The sequence below is a fragment of the Sulfurospirillum deleyianum DSM 6946 genome, assembly GCF_000024885.1.
Classification (GTDB): domain Bacteria; phylum Campylobacterota; class Campylobacteria; order Campylobacterales; family Sulfurospirillaceae; genus Sulfurospirillum; species Sulfurospirillum deleyianum.
This window is the reverse complement of the sequence record NC_013512.1, coordinates 551,137-576,629: the sequence shown is the minus strand read 5'-3', so window position 1 is coordinate 576,629 and position 25,493 is coordinate 551,137. Positions and strand designations below refer to the sequence as shown.

Below are 25,493 nucleotides of genomic sequence, written 5' to 3'. Positions count from 1 at the left end.
CAAAAGCTTCACAAGTATGATACGTTTTGTGTACACTAAAAACGAAACCCTTTTTTTTGTACTCAATCATCCCTGTGCCAAAATGGAGTTCAATTATAAACGTAATTTAATAAAGAGTCTATTAAAAGAAATTTGCATCCGTTTTCCTGAATGTGAGGCGTTACATGTAAAAGAGATTCAAGCCTTCGTGAGCAATCAACCCCACGAAACAAATACTCTCCAAAATGCTTATTCTTCGCATATTTCTTATCCAGAACAAGCCACAGGAGGGTTTAAAATAGAGTGTGAAGACCCAAAACTTCAAGCGCTTTTTAAAGCCATTCAAGAGACTATTTCCAAGTAAGTATCATGTTAGCGCAGAAAATAAAAAACGCCCCTAAAAGTGCGGGGATTTATCAGTACTTCAATGCTTCAGGAGCACTCCTTTACGTAGGCAAAGCCAAAAATCTCCATAACCGTGTCAAAAGTTATTTTCGTTTTTCAGAACAGCTCTCTGCATCGCCTACTCTTTCTGCTCGTATTACAAAAATGATTCATGAAGTTGAAAATGTTGAGTATATTGTGGTGCAAAGTGAACACGATGCACTGATTTTGGAAAACTCTCTGATTAAACAACTCAAACCCAAATACAATATTTTGCTCAGAGATGACAAAACATATCCTTATATCGCCATCAATTTAGCAGACCCTTTCCCTCGTTTTGAAATCACCCGTAAAATTACGAATGATAAAAATATGAAATATTTTGGTCCTCTTTCAGGCTCTGCCAAAGCTCTTCTTGAAGCACTCTATTTAGCGTTTCCGCTGGTGCAAAAAAAAGGGTGTTTAAAAGAGAAAAAAGCGTGTTTATTTTACCAAATTGGACGTTGTTTAGCCCCTTGTGAAGCAAAAATAGAGACAGCTTCTTATGCAAAAATTGTACAACAAGCCCTTGAATCTTTAAGTGAGCAAAAAAAGCTCTTACATCTTTTACATGTAAAGATGGAAGAGGCTTCTTTAAAGCTCAATTTTGAGGAAGCCGCAAAACTTCGAGACCTGATGCGCTCTATCAAAGAATCTTTACATGTAACGCATGTGGAACTCTCAACTTTGGAGAATTATGACGTTTTTGCGATTGAAATAGTGGAAAAAACAGCGGTGATTATGCGTCTGTTTATTCGTGCGGGGAAAATCGTCTCCACCTCACACTCCTTCTTGCATCACGTGCATGGATTTGATAAAGAAGAACTCTACCAGCGAGCATTGTTTGAATTTTATCAACCCATGCATCAAACGTTCGCACACCATATTCTCGTCGCAGAATCCTTTGAAGAAGCAGATGCCCTAGCAGTGTTTTTAAGTGAAAAATTTAACCAAAAAATCACTATTTCAACACCCCAAAAGGGAGAAAAGCGACACCTCATTTCCCTTGCAAAAGAGAATGCCCACCTTCTTCTCTTGCAACATATCACAAAACAGCATACGTCTATCACCGAGCAACTCCATGCCCTTTTTGATTTAACTGCTCTGCCAAAGCGTATTGAAATCTTTGATAATTCGCATCTTGGCGGCACTTCTCCTGTGGGCGCTATGGTCGTCTGGGATGAAGGATTTCTCAAAGCTTCCTACCGTCACTATCTTTTGCATCATAAAGATGAATATGCCCAAATGCGTGAAATGCTAGAACGCCGTATTGCAGATTTTAAAAAAGAATCTCCCCCTGATTTATGGCTTTTAGATGGAGGCAAAACCCTACGACAATTAGCATTAGGGCTCTTAAAAGAAGCACGTATCTCGCTTGATGTTCTTGCCATTGCCAAAGAAAAAATTGACGCAAAAGCGCACCGTGCAAAAGGAAGTGCGCATGATCTTGTTTATGGGAAATCTTCCGCTTTAAAACTAGCACCCGCAGATAAACGACTACAATTTTTACAAAAATTGCGTGATGAAGCACACCGTTTTGCTATCAGTTTTCACCAAAAGAAAAAACGCTCCAAAGATTTAAGTATGGAATTGCTTAGCATTGAAGGAATGGGTCAAGCAACCCTTAAAAAGTTAGTAAGTTATTTTGGAACCTTCGAAGCTATCTATGCTGCCACACAAGAAGAACTTGAGGTCACCATCGGTAAAAAGATGGGAGAAAAACTCTTTCAAAGCTTAAATAAGTAGGTTAATCTTAAGCATAGGTGGGCTAGAATGAGAAAATTAATGTTCACTTAATAAAGGATCTTCGTTTGGTACTTTATGACAAAAATGGTTTATTTTTAGGGATCGGGAATGAAGAGTTGTCCCTTTTAGGGTACGAAGATATGGAAGAATTCCGCAATTATCACAACGATTTTGCCGATCTTTTTATGAATAAACCCGGTTTTATTTTTAAATTTAAAAATTTTTCATGGATTGATTATGCCCTGCACAGTGGCACTCCCCATAAAAAAGCATTGATCAAACTTAAAAATGGCAAAGAGATTGAAACAACACTAAGTATCCATGAGATCTATCTACAACACGAGATCAATGGCAACACCCTTTTTTATGGAATAGAAGTGACGCACCCTCTTATGCAACATGATTTTGAACACACTATTGCTTTTGAGCCTGTTCTTGCAATTCCCGTTCCCCCCAAAGAAGAAACAACCCTGAGTGAATCGTTCTCCTCTTCTTTTGAGCGTCCCTCTTTTACTTCATCCAAGGAGACGATAGAAGAAGATTTCTCATTCACCCCTCAAGACGCCACCTCTCTTTTTGAAGCACCTATAGCACAAGAGAGTGATGCACGCGATGAGGAGAGCTCATTGGGGCTTCCACTCAAGAGCGTTATAGAAGATGAAGAGGAGCCCTCTTCCTTCAAATTAAAATTCGACGAAGCAATTTTAGAGACAAAAAAAGCAGACAAACCCTTGGAAGAAGAGAGCGTTACGCCTGTTGAATATTGTTCTATTGATCAGATTCAGCCTCACGATTTAACATTTGAAACAGTCTCATCTCCTGTTGATGAAGCGTACCCAGAAGATAACTACGAAGATTTACTCAAAGACACCACCCTTTTTGCAGATGAAAAAACGCTACCCCAGCAAGAGGAGTATGATGAAACATTTGATTTGTCAGAATGCGCAGAATCTCTGGGGCTTGATATTAGTACTCTCGCACAGATTATGGAAGAATATCTTGAAACCCTTAGCACATCTATGCCACTCATTACACAAGCGATTACGATCAATGATCGTTTTCAAGCAAAAGAAGAGCTTAATAAATTAAAAAGTGTTGCTTTACACTTACATATCCTTTCGCTATATCATCATTTTGAGCATCTTGAAACCAGCTTAGATTTTGATACCAAAGATGAAATCTTACATATCTTAGAAAAACTTCAACACAGCATTGAAACATTTAAGGAAAGTATTTTATGAAAAAAGTTTTGTTTTCGACCCTTTTTCTTCTCTCGTTTGCTCATGCAGACCTTTTTAGAGAAGCGGTATTGGCATACAAAAGTGGTCATTATAGCGATGCCAAGGAGCTATTTGAACGCTCTATTAAACAAGAAAGTAGTATGCAAAGTTACTTTTACCTAGGAAAAATGTACCTTTATGGAGAAGGATTAGAAGCCAATGCTGCCCTTGCCATTCCCTATTTAGAACAAGCCGTTATGAAAGGAAATGTTAAAGCAAAATGCTATCTTGCAGAAGCTTATCTTAAAAATCACACCAAACAAGATGAAGCCATTTTGCTTTTAAAAGAAGGTTCAAAAAACAGTCCCTTATGTCAAGAGATTGCCTCCACTTACAAAATAACATTAAATTAACCGTTAGTAAAGGACGCTTACCATGAAATTAACCATGCAAAACACGTTGAGGATGATTAGTCAATATCCGTTGATTATTCTTTTTATTTTTTCAAGTTATTTTTTCTTTGTGACTTACACGCAATTTGATGCGACTTTACAACACAAAAGCAAATTTGAAAGCACTAAAGTTCTCAGTGCACTCTCTATTGAACTTGCAAAAGAGAGAGGGTTAAGTGCTTCATACCTTTCAAGCGAAGGCGGTATTGCTAAGGAGGCACTCCAAGAACAACGCATTAATGTCAATAAAGCGATTAAAGAATTTCATGATTATTTTCAAACACGTGAGATGTCATCTTCTGTTAAAAATTCGGTTGCGCTTCTCACAAAAATTGTTGAAATTCGTCAAAAAATTGATAATTTTTCCATCAATTTTAATGACGTCTTTTTTGGTTACTATAGCCAACTTAATACCCATTTACTTAAAGAAGTAGAGTCGATTGGAACGATTAATACCAACTCCACTATTTCAAACTTAAGCTATTCTCTTATTGCTTTGTACAAAAATATAGAGTACTTAGGACAAGAGAGGGGATTTGTTTCTAAAATTCTAAGTCAATATGTTCCTTTTAGTCCAGAAGATCTTAAAATATGGATTAGTATTTTAAGTGTTTCAAATACATTCGATCATACAACTATTAACGACATCGCAACAAAAACAAGTATCGAAAACCTTTATAAACTTCCTGAAAACTTAAAGCTAGAAGAAGACATCACTCGGGTTAAAGCTGAACTGATGACCGCAGCACAAAGTGGTGAATATTTGATTGATCCAACATTATGGTTCAATCTTCTCACCAAAAAAATTGATCTTTTAGACAAATCTGCACAAATTATCAAACTCTCTTTAAATAACGAAGAGATGAACTACAACAACCAAAATCAAATTCAACTTGTTCTCACAGGTCTTATTTGGGTTATTTCTATTGTTTTAATGTTCTTAGGATTAGGGCTTTCAGCACAATTTAGAAAGAATGTTAAAGGACTTGAAAATATTTTCACACGTGTTGAAGAATTGGCTGAGACAAAAGAAAAAGTTGACTTTAATACGGCAGAAGGTATGAACGTCGCTTATGGCATCATTGATAAAGCGATTGAAAATATTGCCAAAGAGAAGAAAAATGCAGAAGAAGCAAGTGCAGCAAAAAGTATCTTTCTTGCTAACATGTCACACGAAATCAGAACGCCACTTAATGGCATTATCGGTTTTACAGAATTACTCAAAAATTCTGACTTAGATGAAGAAAAACGTGAATTTGTAGATGTTATTGAGAAAAGTTCAGAAAATCTTTTAGCGATTATTAATAATATCCTTGACCTTTCAAAAGTGGAAAGTAATAAAATTGAAATCGATGAAAGTCTTTTTTCTCCTATTGATGAATTTGAAAATGCTGTTGAAGTCTATGGACCTAAAGCGGCAGAAAAAAATATTCAACTCTCTCTTTATATGGATCCAAGTCTTCACAATTACCTTAAAGGGGACTCGGTTAAAATCAAAGAGGTTCTCATTAACCTTATGAGTAACGCTGTTAAATTTACACCCAACAATGGTCAAATTACGGTTGAAATTAAACGTTTAGAAAATGCCCCTCTGGATAAAGCAAAAGTGCTCTTTAGTGTCCGTGACTCTGGAATCGGTATTAACAAAGAGAAAATTGAAGGTATTTTTGACGCATTTAATCAAGCAGATTCTACCATTACTCGAAAATTTGGAGGAACAGGACTTGGTCTTACTATCTCTTCAAAATATATCGCCCTCATGGGAGGAAAACTTGACGTTGAAAGTGAAGAAGGACAAGGTAGCCGTTTCTTCTTTATTTTAGATCTTCCAGAATCCAGCGCGAGTGGAACCGATTACAAGAATCACTTCAGTGACTTTAATTGTGCGCTCTACTCTCCACTGAATAGTACTAAAGCGCATACCGAATTTATGTACGATTATTTCAAATATTTTGGTTCTCAAGTTCGCTACTACAGTGACTTTCCAGCACTTAAAAATCTTATTTTTAAATCTGGAAGCAATATCATTGTGGCGGATTATAATAATTTAACCAAAGAAGAACTCGAAGAGTACAAAAAAATCAAACTTCCTATTCTACTCATTTTTAAATCTTCACAACAATCAAAATTTGGTGAATACAACACACGCTATATCACCCCGATTTATGAGCCAATTAATATTACAAAACTCGTCAAAGCACTCGAAGCAAAACGCGAGTTTTTACCAGCTAAAGAGAATAGAGTTGAAGTACAACCTCTTCCAAAAGGAGCGATTGGTAAAAAATTTAAAGCCAATGTATTAGTGGCAGAAGATAATGAAATCAACCAAAAGCTCATCCGTCGTACCTTAGAAGATTTAGGCTTAAATATCACTATCGTACCCAATGGTCTTCAAGCATTAGAGCGCAGAAAAACAGATACGTTTGATATGATTTTTATGGATATTGCAATGCCTGTTATGGATGGTATTGAAGCGACCCATAAAATTTTAGAGTATGAAGAAAAAAATCATCAAACGCACATACCTATCGTTGCTATTACCGCTAACGCACTTAAAGGTGATCGTGAGCGTTTTATGAAAGAGGGATTGGATGAGTACATCACAAAACCTATTAAAAAAGATAATATCATTAACATCCTCAATGTTTTTATGCACAATAAAATAGACAATGAAGCAACCACCAATGAGGTACAACCAGAGATAGCACCGATATCAAATCCCGAGACAAAAGTAGAAGAGACTATAGAGCACTCTCCCTCTTTTGAGGCTCTTACAGTAAATGAAAATGAGTCAAATGAACCAATCATCCCAGCGTTATCTTCCGTTGTCGTAAAAGATATTTTGGTTTTGAAAAAAAGCCCGATTGAAACAAAAATTTTCACCAGCGTACTCAGTAAAATGTGTGAAAATGTTGACGCTTCGACATCGTATAATGATCTTAAAAACAAGCTTCAATCCAACCATTATAAATTAGTTCTGTTTGATAAAGAGATGCTTTTAGAAGATTTAGAGAGCTTCGCATCGATTGTTCAATCCATCACAAATGAACAAAATTTAGGTAAAATACATACCGTTATGTTTGTTGATCCAAAAGATAAAAATCTAGAAAGCACGGTTGCATTTGACGCTATCTTACCAAATCAAATTAGCAAAAAAGATTTAGAAACACTCATTCACAAGTTTATTTAAAAAGGTACTCTAATGCAAAAAAAGTTAAAAATTTTAGCCGTTGATGACGATTTTATTAATCTGAAATTAATTAGTTCCATGTTGCGCAAAAATCAAACCGTTGATGTGATTATGGAAGCCACCAACGGACTCGATGCTATCAATCTTCTTAAGACACAAGGCGATATTGACCTTGTATTGCTAGACATCAAAATGCCTGTTATGGATGGCATCGAATTTTTGACAAACATTCAATCTATGCTAGAATTTAAAAAAATTCCTATTATTGTTCTCACCACAGATGAAACACGTAAAAATGAAGCATTTGAACATGGAGCGTTTGATTTTTTGGTAAAGCCTATTCGAGAGAATGATTTAAGCAGTAAAATTGCTAAGGTTGCTGATCTTTTTTGATCAGCAACCTTTAATTTACAATCGCATTAATCTTATAATAAAGTGATGTGATTTCTTCTTTTTTTTCAATAAAACTATTTTTATTCGCAATTAAATACGCCGATGATTCCAAAATCGTTTCGACTACTTTTAAGCCATTTTGTTTCATCGTACTTCCCGTTTCAACGACATCCACAATCACATCTGAAAGCCCAACAAGAGGAGCTAACTCAATCGAGCCATAGAGTTTAATAATCTCTACTGCCATCGCTTTTTTTGAAAAATACTTTTGAGTAATATGGGTCATTTTCGTTGCAACTTTTAATTCAGGAGCACTGTAATCAATCTCTTTACCTTCTTGAATCCCCACACACACCTTACACTTACCAATACCCAAATCTAATAATCGCAATAAATCTTCATCTTTCTCTTCTAAAACATCCAAGCCTACAACACCAATATCAGCGGATTGATGTAAAACATACGCAGGGACATCTTGATTGCGCACCAACAAAAAGCGAAATCCATCTGCCTCTAAAATGAGCTTACGATCATCAAAACGAAATTCTGTTCCAAAAATTTTTTCAAAAATAGCAAGGGTATCTTCTGCAATTCTACCTTTAGGTAATGCAACAGTTAACATAGGTTTTCCTTTTAATCTAAATGTGCTTCTTGAATGACTTTCAGCATTCCTCTAAAAATAAGTGTACGATCAAAAATCGCATTACTAAAAAATTTAGAAAAAAACTTCCCGTCTCCACCTGTAAAAAAGATTCGTTTATCTTTACATGTAATCTCTAAAAGAGTAATAATAGATTTAATGACGCCATAAGAGAGTGCATCACTCGTTTTTTGAGGCAGAGCATCCAGCGCAATGCTAGGATTAAGTGGCATCTTTAAACGCTCAGAAATGGAGGCATATCCTTTTTCATACGCACTCAGTCCTGGCAAAATAAATCCACCTAAATGCATTCCTGCGGACATAATATCAATCGTAATGGCACTTCCTGCATCCACAATCATTCCATCTTTAATCGTATAACATGCCGCAATTCTATCAATTCCCATCCCTTGATAAATGGTGTCAAACTCAAAGTAAGGCTCTAGGTCAATAAACAACTCTTTTGTTTTTAATCTTTTTTGAATCGGATCATTCACACAAATATAATACACTTTCTCTTTAGGCGTAAAGTGTTCAAACTCTTTATGTGAGAGTGTCCATACCTTTCCATCTTGATAAAAATCTGCATTGGAATTACCAATATCACACAACATCATTGTAAATTTTCCAACCTTTTTCGTGAAGAAGAGACGCCGCTTTAGAACACAAAGGGGCTTGTATCATCAAATGTTTATATTTATACTGATGGTTTACATGTAAAGAGATGAGACCATATAAATGCACTATCTCGTCTGCATTTTTTCGAATAAATCGACTTGTTTGCTCAGAACGTATCATGAGATGATAAAAAGATTTTTGATCAACACCGCTGAAAATAGCTATTTTTTTACGGCTATTCAACACCTTGGGGTCTATTACGTGTAGAGATGTAAAAACGATATGTTTATTGCAAATACGTTCTAACATCTCTTTCATGATAACACTAGACTAACGATTAGGGTTTTCGATTGAGTTTAAAAAAGTGATTTTCGTAGTAAAGCGTATCTTCTGTTGTAAACAGATAACTTTCAATCTCATCAGGCAGTTTATAAACATTGGTAGAGATTAAATCTATATCCGTTGCTATCACATATCCACCCTTCTCAATCATATAAATGAAATCACCATAAATTGTTCCTGCAAATGTCGCAAAAGTAAATTTTCTATCTTTGAGCACTTTAAGATCTGCATCTGTTAACATGACTTTACCATCTTTGGTGAAAACAAAAATACGATTTTTTAATACAATCACATCCCTGACATCTGCTTCTAAAAAGTTAATTGAACGAGGACTAATAGAAACGACTTTACTTTTGGTTGCAGCCACTAAACGATCACCTAAGACCTGAAGATAGATGACATTACCAAAAAACTTTTCATTACTAACCACAACATCACGAATCGGTTTTTTTGTCACTTCGTCCACAATCACCAATTTTCCATCTAATGTGGGGAAAATAATAAGATCCCCTAAAAAATGAGGTGCTGCGATCCGTGAATCTAACGCATACACATTTTCTTGCGAAAGGTGCATAACCTCTTTACCTTCGTTAATATCAACTAAGACCAGTTCGTTCGAAGCTAAAACAAGCGCTAATAAATTGCCTTTCAAAGCAGCTGAGGCGATAGAAATATCACACGCTTTTTGGAAAAGCGTATTTTTTTTCTCATCGACAATCACCAAAGCTCCACATTTTGATGCAGCAATATAACGTCCATTATTTTCGCCATAATAGACATAATCTTTAGGTAAAATAACCGATGAGAGTCCTTTTTTCGTGACAACTTGACCATTTTCTAAAGTTGCACCATCCCTTACGGTATCCACAATAGACGCAGGCAAAGAACCATCATAACTCAATTTTCCAGAAAGCGTTTCAGGCTCAAAATATTGACGTTTGGTACCACAACCACTTACGATAAATGCTAAAGCCAAAAGTGAAAAAACAATTTTTGCGTATTTCATTATTTCAAACCTTGATAGTGTTCTAAATTTTTTGCAATCTGTTTTAAAGGTGAATTCACATCAATTTGTGCAAACTTCAACCTCGCCTCATCAACTTTTCCCTCTTTTAAAAGCGTATAACCTTCCTGAAGCAAAATCATCCCACCCATCAATGCTCCTTTTTCAGTAGCATTCGCATCAAGTTGCGATAATTGATACAAAGCGATATCGTGTAAAATAGCATCTTCTTTCGACGAAGCCACCTGAACAAGTGTCGCTTTATCTCCTTGAAAAAGAGCTTGTTCAAAAAGAAAAAGCGTATATAACTTTGGATTTTTTTGCTGCAATACCTCTTTAGCTGCTGTATTATTAGCATCCTTTAAAAGAAGTGCGTAGGCTTCATTGGAAGCTTTAAGTTGCTGTGAAACAATCATGTCATTGATACCATATGCTCCAATACCAAGAAATGCGAGTACCACTGCCGAAAGAATATATTTTTTATTACGCTTAAAGAAACGCTCTCCCTTGATGATTCCCTCAAGAAATTGCTCTTCTGTACTCATCTCTTCTTTAACCACTTGAATATTTTCTTTAAGTCCCAAACGGTTTCCTTACTACGAATTTTTATAATCTTCCAAAAGTTTATCACAAGAAATATAAAAAGATTATATGTTTGCAGATTCGTATTTCAGTATCTCACAATAGAGAATTTGCTATAATGCCTCTTTAAAATAACTTAAGGCTTTTTACGAATGAAAATTAATAACACCTTACTGACAAAACTCGAAAAGCTCTCTTCACTACGTATTAGTGACGAAAAAAGAGAAGGCGTGATTCAACAACTCAGTGAAATTGTAAATTTTGTTGAAAATCTCAATGAACTCGATCTTCAAGGCGAAGAAGCAACCTTTACAACGCTTCAGGGAGGAACACCGTTTCGAGAAGATGTTCCTGCTTTAAATTCCAACATTGTGAAAACAATTTTACAGCATGCCCCACAGAGTGAAAATGGTTTTTTTGTCGTTCCAAAAATTATTGAGTAAGTATCAAACTAGCTAAAAAAGAGGAATCTATGGCATCAATTAACATTAAGGCATTATTGAAAAATGTTGTTGCGTATAAAGCATCTGATTTACATCTGGTCAGCCGTAGTGAACCTCAAATTCGTATCGATGGGAAACTAGTTCCTCTTGATATGGAAAAACTTGATGGTAATATCATCGAAGAAATTTGCTATACCCTCATTACCGATAAACAAAAAAAGAAACTTGAAGAAGAAAAAGAACTCGACTTTGCCATTATGTTCCCAGATATTGGACGTTTTCGTGCGAATTATTACTATACGATGGGAGGCGAATTAGCTGCGGCATTTAGAATTATCCCCATAGAAATTCCCTCGTTAGATGAACTCAATGCGCCTATTGTTTTTAAAGATGTTGTTAAAAGAGAAAAAGGACTTATCTTAGTTACTGGGCCAACAGGTAGCGGAAAGTCAACGACCCTAGCTGCCCTCCTGAATGAAATCAACCTTTATGAACATCGTCACGTTATTACCATCGAAGATCCTGTCGAATTTATTCACAATAACAAAAAAGCTCTCTTTTCCCACCGCAATGTGGGGGATGATACCAAAAGCTTTGCACGTGCACTTAAATTTTCTTTACGTGAAGACCCCGATGTCATCCTTGTAGGGGAAATGCGTGATCAAGAAACGATTAGTACCGCTATTACCGCAGCTGAAACAGGTCACTTGGTACTAGGAACATTGCATACAAACTCTGCTGTTCAAACGATTAATCGTATCGTCGATAGTTTTGAAGGTGCAGAACAGGTACAAGTGAGAAATATGCTAGCATCCTCATTATATGCTGTTATTTCACAAAGTCTCCTCCCTCGTATTGGCGGAGGAAGGGTGGCTATTCACGAAATTATGATCAATAATGCGCCTATTGCGAACCTTATCCGTGAAAATAAAATGCACCAAATCTATTCACAAATGCAACTCAACCAACAAAAAACAGGCATGATTACGCAGACACAAGCAATGATGAAACATCTTCGAGCCAACTTTATTACCAAAGAAGATGCGATTCGTTATTCGACCCAACCTCAAGAACTTTTAAACAATATGGGCATTTAAATTCTTGCATAATCAAACTATTTTACAAAGATTACAGCTTCTTCAAGCTATAATCGAACAAAATTAATTTGTCTAAATTAGGGTACCATGAACAATAATAATCATATTTCAACACTTATTTTTCAAATTGCTGGAGAGACATTTCAAAAATTACATACCTTAGAGATTCCTCCTTATCCTAAGTATTACCATGACATGTTCATTGAAACATTAGAAAAAAATGGTAACGATGAGATTTTGGATCTCCCCAAAAAACACAGTTATCTCTTTTCTAACGCCTCTCAAGAAGAGATGGTGAGTGAAACATGCTTTGGATTGGTCAAAAAAGGCTTGGAAGAGTTTGTCAAAACCAATGATACTTTAAAATTTATTTCCGATGAAACTGCTGTCGATATTGATGCTATTAAAAAAGGGTATAACAGCATCGATACAAACTATGTGCTTCAAGCATTTGATAATTTCCAAACTAAAATTTTTCAAGAACTTCAAGTCGCTGATGAAACGATTGCCAAATTAAAACTTGAAGTGGAGAGGTTGGAGCGTGAATCCAATATTGATCCATTGACAAAAACACACAATCGAAGAGTTTTGGTTAAAGACCTTGAAGAAGTTTTAAGTTTTGGAAAAGAGAAAGACCTTGATATGCACCTTGTCATGTTTGATGCGGATGATTTTAAGAGTATCAACGACGCGTTTGGACATATTGCAGGAGATAAAACACTCATTTTTCTCTCAAAACTCATTCAAAACTCACTGAGACGTGGTACGCGTATTTATCGTTATGGAGGGGAAGAGTTTGTTGTCATTTTAAATCGAACATCCCTTGATGAAGCCATTAAAATTATCGACCGTATTTTAAAAGAGACCAGTGATAGTAAACTGCTTTACAAAAATCATGATATTCATCTGACCCTCAGTGCAGGTATTTGTTCCCATAGACAAAACATGAGCGTAGATGAAATACTAGACAAAGCTGATAAGGCACTGTATGAAGCAAAAAAAAGTGGTAAAAATTGTTTTAGGAGTGCGTTTTAATGACACATGTTGTAATGTTTGATCTTATTGCATTAGCTTTGGTACTTATTCTCGGAATCAAAGGTATTATCAATGGCTTTATCAAAGAAGTTTTTGGTCTTTTAGGAATTATTGGTGGTATCTTTTTTGCATCACGGTATGCCTCTGAAGCAGGAGAACTCATCCACGCACACCTTTTCGCATTCGGAAACAAAGCATCCCTCTACCTTTTTGGTTTTATCGCTGTGTTAATTCTTTTTTGGATCAGTGCTCTTTTGTTGGGTTATCTTCTTTCACATATTATCAATTTAAGTGGTCTTGGTATTATTGACAAACTTTTAGGATTTGCCGTAGGAAGTATGAAAATCTTTTTAGTTTTTTCAGCACTCTCTGTAGCTCTTAACAACATTGAGTTTGTTAAATCTCGTATTGAGCCTTATGTCCAACAAAGCATGATGTTCCCCCTCTTTTTAGAAACAGGAAAAGCTATTGTAAAACTAGATACCCATACGATGTTAGAAAGCATTCAAGCTAAAGAAAACAACACCTCTTCAGAAGGAAAACCCAATGATTAATGATACCTTTGAAAACCTTGAGTATGCATCTTTGCTTTCCACTTTTAAAGAGTTACTGAAAGAGAATAAACTGAAATTTACCAAACAACGTGAAGTGATTCTCAAAACACTCTATGAACAAAACGAGCACTTTACACCAGAAGATCTTTATATTTATCTTAAAACCAAATATCCCGAACTCAATATTGGCATTGCAACCGTTTATCGTACGCTAAACCTTTTAGAAGAGTCCCTTATGGTCACATCCATCTCATTTGGTGTTGCGGGAAAGAAATTTGAACTAGCCAATAAGCCACATCATGACCATATGATTTGTAAAAGCTGTGGGCTTATCATCGAATTCCAAAACGATAAAATTGAGCAATTACAGCTGGATATTGCCAAAGCACATAATTTTCATATCACAAGCCATCTGATGCAACTGCGTGGATTGTGTGAAAAGTGTGCGAAAGAAAAACATTAACCCCTCACAAGAAGGATACTATTTTGATATTTCAAGACCAATACCAACAACAACGGATTGAAAAAGGTAAAGCACTTCAATCTCTAGGACACAACCCTTATCGACATAATATTATTAAAGACACGAGCACAAAAGAGTTTTTAGAATGTTATGATTATGTGATTGAGAGTGAACTCAAACGCGATGAGAATAAAAACAATACTATTGTTGGACGTATTAAATTTTTGCGCCATATGGGAAAAGCTGCGTTTGCTAAAATCGAAGATGAACATGGCATTTTGCAAATTTATTTCAGTCGTGAATCCATAGGAGAAGCATGGTTTGATGAGGCGAAAAAGCTGATTGAAGTCGGTGATATTATCACTGTTTCAGGTTTTCCTTTTGTCACTAAAACAGGTGAATTATCGTTACATGTAAAAGCGCTTGATATTGCGACAAAGTCTATTATTCCTCTACCAGAGAAGTTTCATGGTCTTCAAGATAAAGAACTTCGGTATCGAAAACGCTACCTTGATATGATTATGAACAGTGATGTTCGAAAAACATTTAAAATCAGAAGCAAAATCGTTAGTGAAATTCGTCATTTCTTTGAAGAGAGAGATTTTCTTGAAGTCGAAACACCAATGATGCATCCTATCGCAGGGGGAGCAAACGCCAAACCATTTGTTACCCATCACAATGCACTAGGTGTGGATAGATACCTTCGCATTGCACCTGAGCTTTACCTCAAACGTTTAGTGGTCGGTGGCTTTGAAGCTGTTTTTGAAATTAATCGTAACTTTAGAAATGAGGGGATGGATCAAACCCACAATCCAGAATTTACCATGATTGAGTTTTATTGGGCGTATCATAATTACCACGATTTAATGCACTTGAGTGAAGAGATGTTTGATGTCCTCCTTAAAAAGTTAAAACTCCCTAAAAAACTACCTTATGGTGATATTGAAATCGACTTTTCTAAACCATTTCGTAAAATTGCTTTTCGAGCCGCACTTAGTGAGATTGGTGGTGTGCCTGATAAAATCTTAGACGATTGCCAAAAGATTATTGCTTACATTCAAAGTAAAGGTTTGAGTGTTGAAAGTAACCTCAGTCTTGGCAAACTCTATGAAGAGCTGTTTGATCTTTTTGTTGAAGAAAAACTGATTGATCCAACGTTTATTATTGACTATCCTATTGAAATTAGTCCGTTGGCTCGAAGAAGTGAGAGCAATCCACATATTGCAGAGCGTTTTGAGCTCTTTATTGCGGGGCGAGAAATTGCTAATGGATTTAATGAGCTCAATGACCCGATTGACCAATATGAGAGGTTTGCGAAACAACTCCAAGCGAAGAATGCGGGTGATGACGAAGCGCATGAGATGGATGAAGACTATGTTCACGCACTTGGGTATGGCTTACCGCCAACGGCGGGACAAGGAATGGGTATTGATCGTTTAACCATGCTTTTAACCAATGAAGCATCGATTAAAGATGTGATTCTTTTCCCTGCCATGAAACCACTCAATGAAGCGGATGAACCAACACAAAAAGATGAGGAATGAAAAATGAGTATTTTAAAAACTGTTGACCCTGTTGTTTATGAACTAACCGTTAAAGAGTTGGAGCGTCAATGTGACCATCTTGAGATGATTGCCAGTGAAAACTTCACCTATCCTGCGGTCATGGAAGCCATGGGAAGTGTCTTCACCAACAAATACGCGGAAGGATACCCTGGTAAACGCTACTATGGTGGATGTGAATTTGCGGATGCGGTTGAACAACTAGCCATAGATAGAGTGTGCCAACTTTTTGGTTGTGCCTATGCCAATGTCCAACCGAATTCAGGAAGTCAAGCCAACCAAGGTGTTTACCAAGCGCTCCTCAATCCTTACGATAAAATCTTAGGAATGGATTTAAGCCACGGCGGTCACTTAACCCACGGCTCGAAAGTCAGTAGTTCGGGAAAAACTTACTCAAGCTTTTTCTATGGCGTGGAGCTAGATGGTCGTATTAACTACGAAAAAGTCAGAGAAATCGCTCATATTGTCAAACCAAAAATGATTGTTTGTGGTGCCAGTGCATACCCAAGAGAGCTTGATTTTGCCAAATTTAGAGAAATCGCAGATGAAGTAGGCGCTTATCTTTTTGCCGATATCGCACATATCGCAGGACTCGTTGCAGCAGGAGAGCATCCAAGCCCATTTCCACACTGCCATATTGTCACATCAACCACCCATAAAACACTTCGTGGTCCTCGTGGTGGTATTATCCTAACCAACGATGAAGAGATAGCTAAAAAAGTGAACAGCGCTATTTTCCCAGGAATTCAGGGTGGTCCATTGGTGCATGTTATCGCAGCCAAAGCGGTTGGGTTTGCTGAAAATTTAAAACCTGAGTGGACAGTTTATGCCAAACAAGTCCGTGCCAACGCAAAGGTTTTAGCGGATGTGTTGATGAAACGAGGATACGATATCGTTAGTGGCGGAACGGATAACCATCTTGTGCTTGTCTCTTTCCTTAACAAAGCGTTTAGTGGTAAAGATGCCGATGCCGCTCTTGGCCGAGCAGGTATCACCGTCAATAAAAACACCGTACCTGGTGAAACCAGAAGTCCTTTTGTTACCAGTGGTGTTAGAATTGGCGCACCTGCCCTAACCGCACGTGGTATGAAAGAAAAAGAGTTCGAAATCATTGCAAATAAAATCGCTGATGTATTGGATAATATTTATGATGAAGCGTTACATGTAACGATTAAAGCAGAGATGAAAGCACTTGCTAGTCACTTCATCATTTACGATAGACCAACCTACTAAGGCTCAATAATGTACACAATGGACGTCTCTCTTATTAAAATGATTACAGACCATTATTGGATAAAGCGAGACGCCATTGTCCAAAAAATTGATTTTGGAGGTCGAGTTTTTTTTGACAAATTTGAGCGTATTGACCAACCTTTAAGCAACAGCATTATTAAAGACCATTTGGACGGTAAAATCACCGTTGCGCACTCATTGATCAATCGTTTTGATAAAGTTGAAAATATTGTTTTTGATTATAATGGACGCAATACTGAACGATTTTGGCATAGGGCACAGCTTTTGCTTAGGGAAGAAGGGTTCATCAATTTCACGGCGTTTACAAGTAAAACGGAAGGGCATTTGCATTTGTATGTTCATAAAGGGCATACTACCCTGCAAGAGGGATACCAGATTGCTAAAATGCTCTCTGCAAAACTTTCACAAAAGCTTCCCCGTGAATGGCGTATGTTTCCCACACAAGAACTTCCTCGTGAGTTTAATATTTTGGCATTGCCCTATGAGCTCTACCAAAAAGAACGCGGTGCCTCATGGTCAAAACATATGTAAAGCTTGCTTTGCATCACACAACTTTTTAGTATGATCACTCCAAAGGAGAAATGATGGAAAATAGAAATGAACTTAGCGATATTGTTTTAGAAAAAGGGGACAACAAAACCCTTAAAGTAAAGCGTATCTTGATTTTAGTTGCTTTTTTGATTCTTGTCTTTTTAGTAGCCCTTGCTAGTATGAAAGTCGCTAACAAAGATGCAAATAAAGAGGCATCTAAATTGATTTTACCCCCAGAGCCTACCCAAGAGACACAAATTCCAAAAGATGACCAGCTCTTTAAACAAGTGCCTATCATTGAAGAAAACCCTAAAAAAGAGAGTTTTGAAGATATGATTAAAACCCTCAAAGAAAAAGAGGCACAAAAACAAGAAGAGACTAAAAATACGCCAGAAACCAGCACCTCAACAACAACAGAAACAGCTGTTGCAACACTTCCTGTCCAAAAGGTAAAAGAAGAAGCTAAAAAAGAGGCGAGCAAACCACAAACGATGCTAAGAAGCACAGAGATTGATACGCCTTCTACAAGTGGCGGAGCAGTCAGTGCGGGCATTTATGTTCAAGTGGGTGCCGTCGCAACGACTCCAACTGCAAAACAATTAGCTGATTTTAAAGCCAAAGGATATGAGTGTAAAGCCTATTCTACCGTTGTCAATGGCAATAAAGTGATCAAGCTACTTGTAGGTCCATATGCCAACAGTGCGGAAGCGGACAATGCGCTTAAAAATATACGTGCGAATCTTAACAAAAATGCATTTATTTATCGGGTGAAATAAGGTGTTATACGCTCGAAAAATCCTTTTTGACCAACTCACTCCCATCACTATTTTTGCTAAATTGCAAAACTATTTTGATGGGGAACTCTGTTTTTTATTTGAAAGTGCCATCAATAATAACGATGGCAATTTCAGCTTTCTCTTTATTGGTGCGCATGAACGCATTATCCACCATCATCATACAAGCCTTCACATAGATGAATCAGGCAACACCCATCCTTTAGGCAATAGCCCTTTCCCTTATTTAAAAGAGCGTTACAAAAGCTTAGATCAACCCTTTTATCAAGCCAAAGCCAAAGAGCTAGGGGTAGGATTTGTGGATGGGTTTATTGGCTATATTGGCTACGATGCAGTTCAGATTTTTGAACCTAAACTCAAAGCCTCCATGGGAAATCTTCGAGATGAGCTGGATATTCCTGAAGTTGATTTGATGCGTCCGAAGCTGGTATGTACCTTTTCACATAAATCCAATACCTTAACCCTCACCACTTTTTTACCCGCACTTGCGGAAAAATTTGAAGCGATTGAAGCTGTTTTAAAAGAGCCTCATATTTACATACCTATTCAAACAGCAGATATTGACTCCAACAAAGGCTCGTTTGCCTTTTCTAAAGAAGCATTTTTTACGATGGTTAAAAAATCCAAAGAGATGATTCGAAGTGGAGACGTATTTCAAATTTTAATGTCAAACCGTTTTACCCAATACGCCCACATTGATCGTTTAAGTTTTTACCGCATTTTACGTCAAAAAAACCCTTCCCCTTATATGTTCTATCTCTCTTATCCAAAATTTGCGATTATCGGAAGTTCTCCTGAGGTTATGGTGGGTCTTAAAGATGGGCATATTTTACTGCGTCCTATTGCAGGAACACGTAAACGTGGTTCAACCTATGAGAAAGATATGGCATACGAAGCAGAGATGTTACATGATGAAAAAGAGCGTGCGGAACATTTGATGCTCATAGATTTGGGGCGCAATGATGTCGGACGTGTCGCCAAAGTCGGCAGTGTAAACGTCAAAGAGATGATGCGAGTGGAGCGTTACTCGCACGTCATGCATATGGTCAGTGACATTGAAGCAGAACTAGATAGTAGCCACGATATGTTTGACCTTTTTGCTGCGACTTTTACAGCAGGAACCATGACAGGAACACCTAAAATTAGGGCTATGCAACTCATCAGTGATTTTGAAGGTATTAAACGTAGTTTCTACAGTGGTGCTGCGGGTTATTTTGGTTTTGATGGCAATATGGACAGTTGTATTATGATTCGTACCGCCTATTTGGATGATGAAAAGATTGTCTTTCAAGCAGGTGCAGGCATTGTAGCAGATAGCAAACCAGAGTTAGAGTACCTTGAAGTGACCAATAAACTAGGGGCAATGACAAGCTCATTGCATGATTTAAAAGCGTGATACGATGCAACTCTTTACCCTTTTTGGCTACCCTGTAACCCACTCTATTTCTCCTAGACTTCATAATGCAGTGATGCAAGGGCTAGGCATTGATGGGTGCTATATTCGAACACCTATTGAACATCCCCAAACCCTTCTTCCAACCTTTAGGAAACTTGATCTTTCAGGTGCCAATGTAACGGTACCTCACAAAGAAGTAGCTTTCGCGCACTGTGATGAAGTCAGAGGCATTGCCAAAGAGATTGGCGCAGTCAATACATTAATCAAAGAAGGCACTCGCATCATCGGTTACAACACCGATGCAGAAGGATTTTATGCGGCAATAAAATCCTTTGGGCACCTTCGTAATGCACTGATTTTAGGGGCAGGAGGAACGGCTAAGGCGATTGCGATGATTTTAAAAGCACACCATGTTGATGTTACGATTCTTAACCGCTCTGCTAGCAGACTCGATTTTTTTGAGAAACTAGGCTTTACATGTAAAACATGGGAGACCTTTACACCCTCTTCGTATGAGCTGATTATCAATACAACCTCCGCAGGACTCAAAGATGAATCCTATCCTTGTGAAGAGGCTCTTTTGAATCTACTCTTTGAGAAGGCACACTACGCTTTTGATGTCATTTATAACCAACAAACTCCTTTTTTACGCCTTGCACAAGCGCATCATCTGACATATAAAGATGGTAAAGAGATGCTTTTATATCAAGGTGTTTTGGCTTTTCATCTTTTTTTTGCACAACAATACGATCTTAAAACAATCGAATCTTTGATGCGCCCTGTTTTTGAACTCTAACTTCTTCAAAGGAGTCTTTGGTATGCAACTAGAACAAACCTTGAAAAATCCCTATGCTTATGATTATCAACTGCTTATTAAACACCTTTTTAATGCGCCTATTGCGTACAATCCAAAACAAGAAATTGTCTATCGCTTTGATCAACGTTTTTCCTATGAAACATTTAAAAAGCGGGTGCATCAACTTGCGCATATGCTCAGTACAATGGGCATTAAAGCAGGCGATACGGTTGCTGTGATGGATTATGATTCACATCGTTATTTGGAGTGCTATTTTGCTGTACCAATGATTGGAGCTGTATTACACACCATTAACATTCGACTCTCTCCTGAACAAATTCTCTATACCATCAATCATGCGGAAGATGACCTTATTTTAGCCCACAGTGATTTTTTACCTATCTTAGAGCAAATCAAAGGACGACTTGAAGTTGACTCTTTTGTCCTTCTGCAAGATGAAGCGATGGCTCTTAAAACCTCTTTACATGTAAAAGGAGAATACGAAACTCTTCTCGCACAACAGCCTAGCGTTTTTGCGTTTCCAGACTTAAATGAGAACACCCGTGCAACCACTTTTTACACAACTGGCACCACAGGACTTCCCAAAGGTGTTTATTTCACGCATCGACAACTGGTATTGCACACATTAGGGGTTCTCTCCACGTTAGGAACAGCACCCCATCAAGGTAATTTTCACCAAAATGATGTCTACATGCCTATTACGCCGATGTTTCATGTCCATGCATGGGGACTTCCTTATGTCGCAACCATGCTGGGTGTCAAACAGGTTTATCCAGGACGCTACATTCCTGATCTCCTCCTAGAACTCATCGCAAAAGAAAATGTCACTTTTTCACACTGTGTCCCGACCATTATGCACATGCTCTTTAATTCACCTAAAATTAATGAGGTCGATTTGCGAGGATGGAAAGTGATTATTGGAGGAGCGGCACTTCCTAAGGCAATGTGTCAAGAGGCTCTCCAAAGAGGCATTGATATGTTTACAGGCTATGGTATGAGTGAAACATGTCCTATCTTAAGTTTGGCTCAACTCACTCCTGAAATGCTTGAGCTAAGCAATGAAGAGCAAAGCGATATTCGTATTAAAACAGGTCGTTCAATGGGGCTTGTGGAGATGGAAATTGTAGATGAGCAAATGCAACCCCTTCCTCACGATGGAAAAAGTACCGGTGAAATTGTCGTACGTTCTCCGTGGCTCACACAAGGATATTTTAAAGACCAAAAAAACTCAGAACTCCTATGGGCTGGAGGCTACTTGCATACGGGCGATGTTGCTTATATGGATGAAAAGGGCTATGTTAAAATTACGGATAGGGTAAAAGATATTATAAAAGTGGGAGGCGAATGGGTCTCCTCTTTAGAACTCGAAGATATTATTCATCAACATCCTAGCGTTAAGGAAGTTGCCGTGATTGGGGTGGAAGATGAAAAATGGGGAGAACGCCCTTTGGCTTTAGTTGTCTGTGATAACCTTAAACCCATTTCTGAAAAAGAGTTACTAAGCCACGCAAAAGAGTTTATCAAAAAAGGGATTATGGCAAGAGAGGGTATGCTCTTAAAGATTCTCTTTGTCTCAAGCATTGATAAAACAAGTGTGGGAAAAATCGATAAAAAAAGCTTACGTCAAAAATATACCCTCTAAAAAAGAGCTTTACATGTAAAGCTCTTTTGAGGCTTAAAAATCAAATAGTTCGCTTAAAAAACTCTCTTTTTTCCTAGAAGGATAGTGTGACTTTTCATAAGAGCGATACTCTTCTTTGGGCATCGTTCGTGCCTCTTTTTCATACGCCTTAGAGGAGGAAGAAGAACGTTCAAGAATTTTATCCAATTCACCTCTATCCAACCAGACACCTCGGCATTGTGGACAATAATCTATCTCAACACCTTGTCGCTCTGACATTAATAAATCAACCGTTTGACAGACTGGACAACGCATACGCACTCCTTTTTTCTGATAGATTATAATAAGCAAAAGTAAATAGTTTCTAAATTAGGCTTCTTGCAGAACGCATTTTAAAAGAAGTAAAAAGACTAAAGGTGTGCAGAGTATTATGCCAAAAAAAGGCGCTCAAGCTCTTCTGGAGGCATTGGCTTTCCAAAAAGATATCCTTGAAATAACCCACATCCATTTTCCATTAAAAAGTTAAACTGTTCTTTATCTTCAACCCCCTCAGCAATCACATCCAAATCAAAGTTGTGTGCCATTTCAATAATCGTCTTTACAATCATGGCGTCATTATTGTCGTGACCAATATCTCGTACAAAAGATTGGTCGATTTTTAGCTCATCAAGGGGTAGACGTTTGAGATAGGAAAGAGAAGAGTACCCTGTACCAAAATCGTCCAAAGAAAAACCAACACCTAACAACCGCAACGCTTCAATCTTTGCAATGGTTTCATGAATTGAATCTAAAATCAAACTCTCCGTCAACTCTAGCTTAATCGATCCTGCATCACTTCCACTCAAAGCAATAGCATTGGCAACCGTCTCATAAAAGGAGGCTTCTTGAAACTGTTTGGCACTGACATTAATAGAGAGATGTAAGGGCTGATGAGGAAAATCCTTTTTCCATTCAGACAACTGCTGACAAGCACGATGCAACACCCAACTTCCCACAGGAATAATCAACCCCGTCTCTTCAGCAAGGGGAATAAAGGTATTAGGAGGAATCAGTCCTTTTTGAGGGTGATTCCAACGAAGCAACGCTTCAACTCCAACGATTTTTCCCTCTAAATTGACCTGAGGTTGATAAAAAAGTATGAGTTCCTCTTTACTCAGTGCCATGCGCAACTCATGCTCCATGGTCGTTTTATGTTCAATGTTTTCTTGCATTAAAGGATCATAAAAACAGATACGATTTCGACCTTTTTCTTTGGCTTGATACATCGCAATATCCGCTTGTTTTAACAACGTCTCTTTACTCTTAGGCTGTCCATTAAAAAGCGCAATGCCAATACTAGAAGAGCAGGTGTGTTCATACCCTAAAAGCTCATAAGGTTCATTCAATAAATATTTCACACGGGTTGCAAATTTTTCTGCTTCTTGTGCTGCTTTGGACTCCTCATGCGCTAAGCCCTCGAGCAATACCACAAACTCATCACCGCTTATACGTGCCAATGTATCGCCTTCTCTAACAATGGTTTGAATCCTTTGGGCAACCTGTATCAAAAGCTCATCACCAATATGATGCCCTTTGGTATCATTCAAGGCTTTAAAATTATCCAAATCAATCATCAAAAGAGCGCCTACTTTATGATGCCTTTGGCTTTTCGCAAGGGCTTGTGCCATGCGGTCATGCAAAAGCTGACGGTTCGCAAGATGGGTTAAAGGATCAAAAAAGGCTAAAGTATGAATCGTCGATTCTGCATGCCGACGCTCAGAAATATCTTTTCCCAAAATAACAAAATAGTCATCTTCCCCAAAAGAGAGATATTGAAGCACAAACTCCAAAGGGACAACTCCTCCAGAATTTTCGATGCCCATTTCAACCATTATCGAATCTTCAACACCTTGCGCTAAGCGTTGCATACGCTCAATCAATTCATGAGGAAGCCACTGCGTAATCTCACTGTGCACTAAACTCTCTTTGGAAGCCTCAAGCGTTGAGCAGACAATCGCATTGACATCAATAATATGTAAATTCTGAGCGTCAACTAAAAAAATCAACTCCCTTGCACGATCTAAAAGTGCGTGAAATCGTTCAAGTTCCATGATTCTATCTTGCAGTTGAGGATAATAACTCTTCCGCACAGAGCTCTCCCCTAGACCAATAATTTTTGTACGAAGCTCTTCATTGTTGCTATAAGGCATGTAAAAAAATCTCCTCTACCTCATGTTGGCTAGGCATAATAGGATTGGTGACAATACATGCATCGTGTAATGCCATCGTTGACAAATGAGGAATACTCTGCTCATCAACGCCCAATGTACCCAGATGTTGCGTCACGCCAAGCGATGCTTTAAACGCATGAAGAAATGCACACATCTCTTTTGCATTGACATTTCCTTTCATTCCCATACACGTTGCAATCGTTTGATAACGCCTTTGTGCGTAAGAAAAGTTGTACGACACCGCAGAATCAAGCAGTATCGCATTGCACAACCCATGCGGTAAATCAAGCCAACCACCCAAAGAGTGTGCCATCGCATGAATGACGCCCAACGAGGCATTGGAAAAAGCAAGACCCGCTAACAGACTTGCCATCATTACAGAAGCACGTGCATCCATATCATAAGGACGCTCTACCACCTCTGGTAAATGCTTTGCTAAAAGCGAAATCGCTTCTAAGGCGTACAAATCCGTGATGGCAGAATTGGCGTTGGAGACATAGGCTTCAAACGCATGGGTTAAGGCATCCATACCCGTATACACACTCAGCGTATCATCCATGCTCAACGTCGTTTCAGGATCAATCAAAGAGACATCAGGAACAATCGATTTACTCACAATCGCAATCTTGACATGACGTTTCACATCATTAATAATCGCAAACTGCGAAACATCGGCTGCGGTTCCTGCGGTGGTTGGAATGCAAATTAAAGGAGGTAAAGGATAGAGAATTTTATCAACGCCTTCATACGCTAGAATATCTCCCATATTGGAGACTACAATACCAATCCCTTTGGCACAATCCATTGGGCTTCCGCCACCAATGGTCACAATACCATCACATTTATGTTCACGGTAACATTTTACACCCGCAAGGACATTGGTATCTCTTGGATTGGGAACCACATCATCAAAAATGGTATATTGAATCATTTCAGCTTCTAACGCTTTGATGACATCCTCAACCCAACCCGCACGACGAACGCCCTTATCGGTGACAATTAAGACATTTTTTGTTCCCAAATTTTTCGCATATTTTCCTGACATTTTTCGAGCTTCTACACCAAAAACAAATTCAGGAGTCACACATTTACGCAGCGATAATTCGATGTGATCGATCATACCAAAAT

Annotated in this window: 26 protein-coding genes; 18 read left to right on the top strand and 8 right to left on the bottom strand. The window is 37.9% G+C overall.

The genetic code is table 11. The features are described from left to right. Nucleotides 1-16: 16 nt before the first annotated feature. The 6 genes from SDEL_RS03040 to SDEL_RS03015 all read left to right on the top strand — a co-directional run bounded on the left by SDEL_RS03040 (nucleotide 17) and on the right by SDEL_RS03015 (nucleotide 7,403). Nucleotides 17-343, top strand: coding sequence for a hypothetical protein (locus SDEL_RS03040; protein ID WP_223295834.1), 327 nt, complete (start codon nucleotides 17-19; stop codon nucleotides 341-343). Nucleotides 344-345: 2 nt separating this feature from the next. Continuing rightward, a complete protein-coding gene (gene uvrC / locus SDEL_RS03035) occupies nucleotides 346-2,148 on the top strand; it encodes an excinuclease ABC subunit UvrC (protein ID WP_041666236.1) in 1,803 nt (600 codons plus the stop codon). A 65-nt stretch (nucleotides 2,149-2,213) separates the two neighbouring features. After that, a complete protein-coding gene (locus SDEL_RS03030) occupies nucleotides 2,214-3,389 on the top strand; it encodes a hypothetical protein (RefSeq protein WP_012856392.1) in 1,176 nt (391 codons plus the stop codon). Continuing rightward, the gene (locus SDEL_RS03025) at nucleotides 3,386-3,781 is read left to right on the top strand and encodes an SEL1-like repeat protein (RefSeq protein ID WP_012856391.1); all 396 of its coding nucleotides are present in this window, start codon (nucleotides 3,386-3,388) and stop codon (nucleotides 3,779-3,781) included. The genes SDEL_RS03030 and SDEL_RS03025 overlap by 4 nt, the downstream gene beginning before the upstream one ends. 22 nt (nucleotides 3,782-3,803) lie before the next feature. Next, nucleotides 3,804-7,010 carry a nitrate- and nitrite sensing domain-containing protein gene (locus SDEL_RS03020; RefSeq protein ID WP_012856390.1) on the top strand — a complete coding sequence of 1,069 codons (3,207 nt, stop codon included), beginning with the start codon at nucleotides 3,804-3,806 and terminating at the stop codon, nucleotides 7,008-7,010. 12 nt (nucleotides 7,011-7,022) lie between these two features. Beyond that, nucleotides 7,023-7,403, top strand: coding sequence for a response regulator (locus SDEL_RS03015; RefSeq protein WP_012856389.1), 381 nt, complete (start codon nucleotides 7,023-7,025; stop codon nucleotides 7,401-7,403). 10 nt (nucleotides 7,404-7,413) lie between these two features. Here SDEL_RS03015 and hisG read toward each other — a convergent pair whose 3' ends face one another. The 5 genes from hisG to SDEL_RS02990 all read right to left on the bottom strand — a co-directional run bounded on the left by hisG (nucleotide 7,414) and on the right by SDEL_RS02990 (nucleotide 10,590). Then, the gene (hisG, locus tag SDEL_RS03010) at nucleotides 7,414-8,025 is read right to left on the bottom strand and encodes an ATP phosphoribosyltransferase (RefSeq protein WP_012856388.1); all 612 of its coding nucleotides are present in this window, start codon (nucleotides 8,023-8,025) and stop codon (nucleotides 7,414-7,416) included. Nucleotides 8,026-8,036: 11 nt separating this feature from the next. After that, nucleotides 8,037-8,660, bottom strand: coding sequence for a type III pantothenate kinase (locus SDEL_RS03005; RefSeq protein ID WP_012856387.1), 624 nt, complete (start codon nucleotides 8,658-8,660; stop codon nucleotides 8,037-8,039). Beyond that, nucleotides 8,647-8,904: a hypothetical protein gene (locus SDEL_RS03000; protein WP_223295833.1), complete on the bottom strand. Its 258-nt coding sequence runs from the start codon at nucleotides 8,902-8,904 to the stop codon at nucleotides 8,647-8,649. Before SDEL_RS03000 ends, SDEL_RS03005 begins: the two co-directional genes overlap by 14 nt. A 94-nt stretch (nucleotides 8,905-8,998) precedes the next feature. Next, the gene (locus SDEL_RS02995) at nucleotides 8,999-10,009 is read right to left on the bottom strand and encodes a hypothetical protein (RefSeq protein ID WP_012856385.1); all 1,011 of its coding nucleotides are present in this window, start codon (nucleotides 10,007-10,009) and stop codon (nucleotides 8,999-9,001) included. Beyond that, nucleotides 10,009-10,590 carry a YfgM family protein gene (locus tag SDEL_RS02990; protein ID WP_012856384.1) on the bottom strand — a complete coding sequence of 194 codons (582 nt, stop codon included), beginning with the start codon at nucleotides 10,588-10,590 and terminating at the stop codon, nucleotides 10,009-10,011. The genes SDEL_RS02995 and SDEL_RS02990 overlap by 1 nt, the downstream gene beginning before the upstream one ends. 150 nt (nucleotides 10,591-10,740) lie before the next feature. Between SDEL_RS02990 and gatC the strand changes: the two genes are divergently transcribed. The 12 genes from gatC (at nucleotide 10,741) to SDEL_RS02930 (ending at nucleotide 22,176) form a co-directional block, all read left to right on the top strand. Then, nucleotides 10,741-11,031, top strand: a complete 291-nt coding sequence (gene gatC, locus SDEL_RS02985; RefSeq protein ID WP_012856383.1) for an Asp-tRNA(Asn)/Glu-tRNA(Gln) amidotransferase subunit GatC — start codon at nucleotides 10,741-10,743, stop codon at nucleotides 11,029-11,031. Between the two features lie 29 nt (nucleotides 11,032-11,060). Beyond that, complete coding sequence (locus SDEL_RS02980) at nucleotides 11,061-12,128, top strand: type IV pilus twitching motility protein PilT (protein ID WP_012856382.1); 1,068 nt, start codon at nucleotides 11,061-11,063, stop codon at nucleotides 12,126-12,128. A gap of 87 nt (nucleotides 12,129-12,215) precedes the next feature. Next, the gene (locus SDEL_RS02975; protein WP_012856381.1) at nucleotides 12,216-13,163 is read left to right on the top strand and encodes a GGDEF domain-containing protein; all 948 of its coding nucleotides are present in this window, start codon (nucleotides 12,216-12,218) and stop codon (nucleotides 13,161-13,163) included. Next, nucleotides 13,163-13,717: a CvpA family protein gene (locus tag SDEL_RS02970; RefSeq protein WP_012856380.1), complete on the top strand. Its 555-nt coding sequence runs from the start codon at nucleotides 13,163-13,165 to the stop codon at nucleotides 13,715-13,717. Before SDEL_RS02975 ends, SDEL_RS02970 begins: the two co-directional genes overlap by 1 nt. Next, entirely contained in the window at nucleotides 13,710-14,180 is a 471-nt protein-coding gene (locus SDEL_RS02965) for a Fur family transcriptional regulator (protein WP_012856379.1), read from the top strand. Before SDEL_RS02970 ends, SDEL_RS02965 begins: the two co-directional genes overlap by 8 nt. Before the next feature lie 26 nt (nucleotides 14,181-14,206). After that, a complete protein-coding gene (gene lysS, locus SDEL_RS02960; protein ID WP_190275671.1) occupies nucleotides 14,207-15,724 on the top strand; it encodes a lysine--tRNA ligase in 1,518 nt (505 codons plus the stop codon). A 3-nt stretch (nucleotides 15,725-15,727) separates the two neighbouring features. Then, nucleotides 15,728-16,975 (top strand): serine hydroxymethyltransferase, encoded by a 1,248-nt coding sequence (locus SDEL_RS02955; protein WP_012856377.1) that lies wholly within the window; start codon nucleotides 15,728-15,730, stop codon nucleotides 16,973-16,975. Nucleotides 16,976-16,984: 9 nt separating this feature from the next. Further along, nucleotides 16,985-17,527 (top strand): DUF1882 domain-containing protein, encoded by a 543-nt coding sequence (locus SDEL_RS02950; RefSeq protein WP_012856376.1) that lies wholly within the window; start codon nucleotides 16,985-16,987, stop codon nucleotides 17,525-17,527. Between the two features lie 53 nt (nucleotides 17,528-17,580). Further along, nucleotides 17,581-18,303, top strand: coding sequence for an SPOR domain-containing protein (locus SDEL_RS02945; protein ID WP_012856375.1), 723 nt, complete (start codon nucleotides 17,581-17,583; stop codon nucleotides 18,301-18,303). 1 nt (nucleotide 18,304) lies between these two features. After that, complete coding sequence (locus tag SDEL_RS02940) at nucleotides 18,305-19,717, top strand: anthranilate synthase component I family protein (protein ID WP_012856374.1); 1,413 nt, start codon at nucleotides 18,305-18,307, stop codon at nucleotides 19,715-19,717. Between the two features lie 4 nt (nucleotides 19,718-19,721). Beyond that, entirely contained in the window at nucleotides 19,722-20,513 is a 792-nt protein-coding gene (locus tag SDEL_RS02935) for a shikimate dehydrogenase (protein WP_012856373.1), read from the top strand. 22 nt (nucleotides 20,514-20,535) lie between these two features. Beyond that, nucleotides 20,536-22,176: a fatty acid--CoA ligase gene (locus tag SDEL_RS02930; RefSeq protein WP_012856372.1), complete on the top strand. Its 1,641-nt coding sequence runs from the start codon at nucleotides 20,536-20,538 to the stop codon at nucleotides 22,174-22,176. Between the two features lie 33 nt (nucleotides 22,177-22,209). On the opposite strand, the gene SDEL_RS02925 is transcribed toward SDEL_RS02930, so the two are convergent. From SDEL_RS02925 to ercA, 3 genes are all read right to left on the bottom strand, one after another. Further along, nucleotides 22,210-22,470 (bottom strand): TFIIB-type zinc ribbon-containing protein, encoded by a 261-nt coding sequence (locus SDEL_RS02925; protein ID WP_012856371.1) that lies wholly within the window; start codon nucleotides 22,468-22,470, stop codon nucleotides 22,210-22,212. 113 nt (nucleotides 22,471-22,583) lie between these two features. Next, nucleotides 22,584-24,344: a putative bifunctional diguanylate cyclase/phosphodiesterase gene (locus tag SDEL_RS02920; protein WP_012856370.1), complete on the bottom strand. Its 1,761-nt coding sequence runs from the start codon at nucleotides 24,342-24,344 to the stop codon at nucleotides 22,584-22,586. Next, entirely contained in the window at nucleotides 24,334-25,485 is a 1,152-nt protein-coding gene (ercA, locus tag SDEL_RS02915) for an alcohol dehydrogenase-like regulatory protein ErcA (RefSeq protein WP_012856369.1), read from the bottom strand. Before ercA ends, SDEL_RS02920 begins: the two co-directional genes overlap by 11 nt. Between the last annotated feature and the right edge of the window lie 8 nt (nucleotides 25,486-25,493).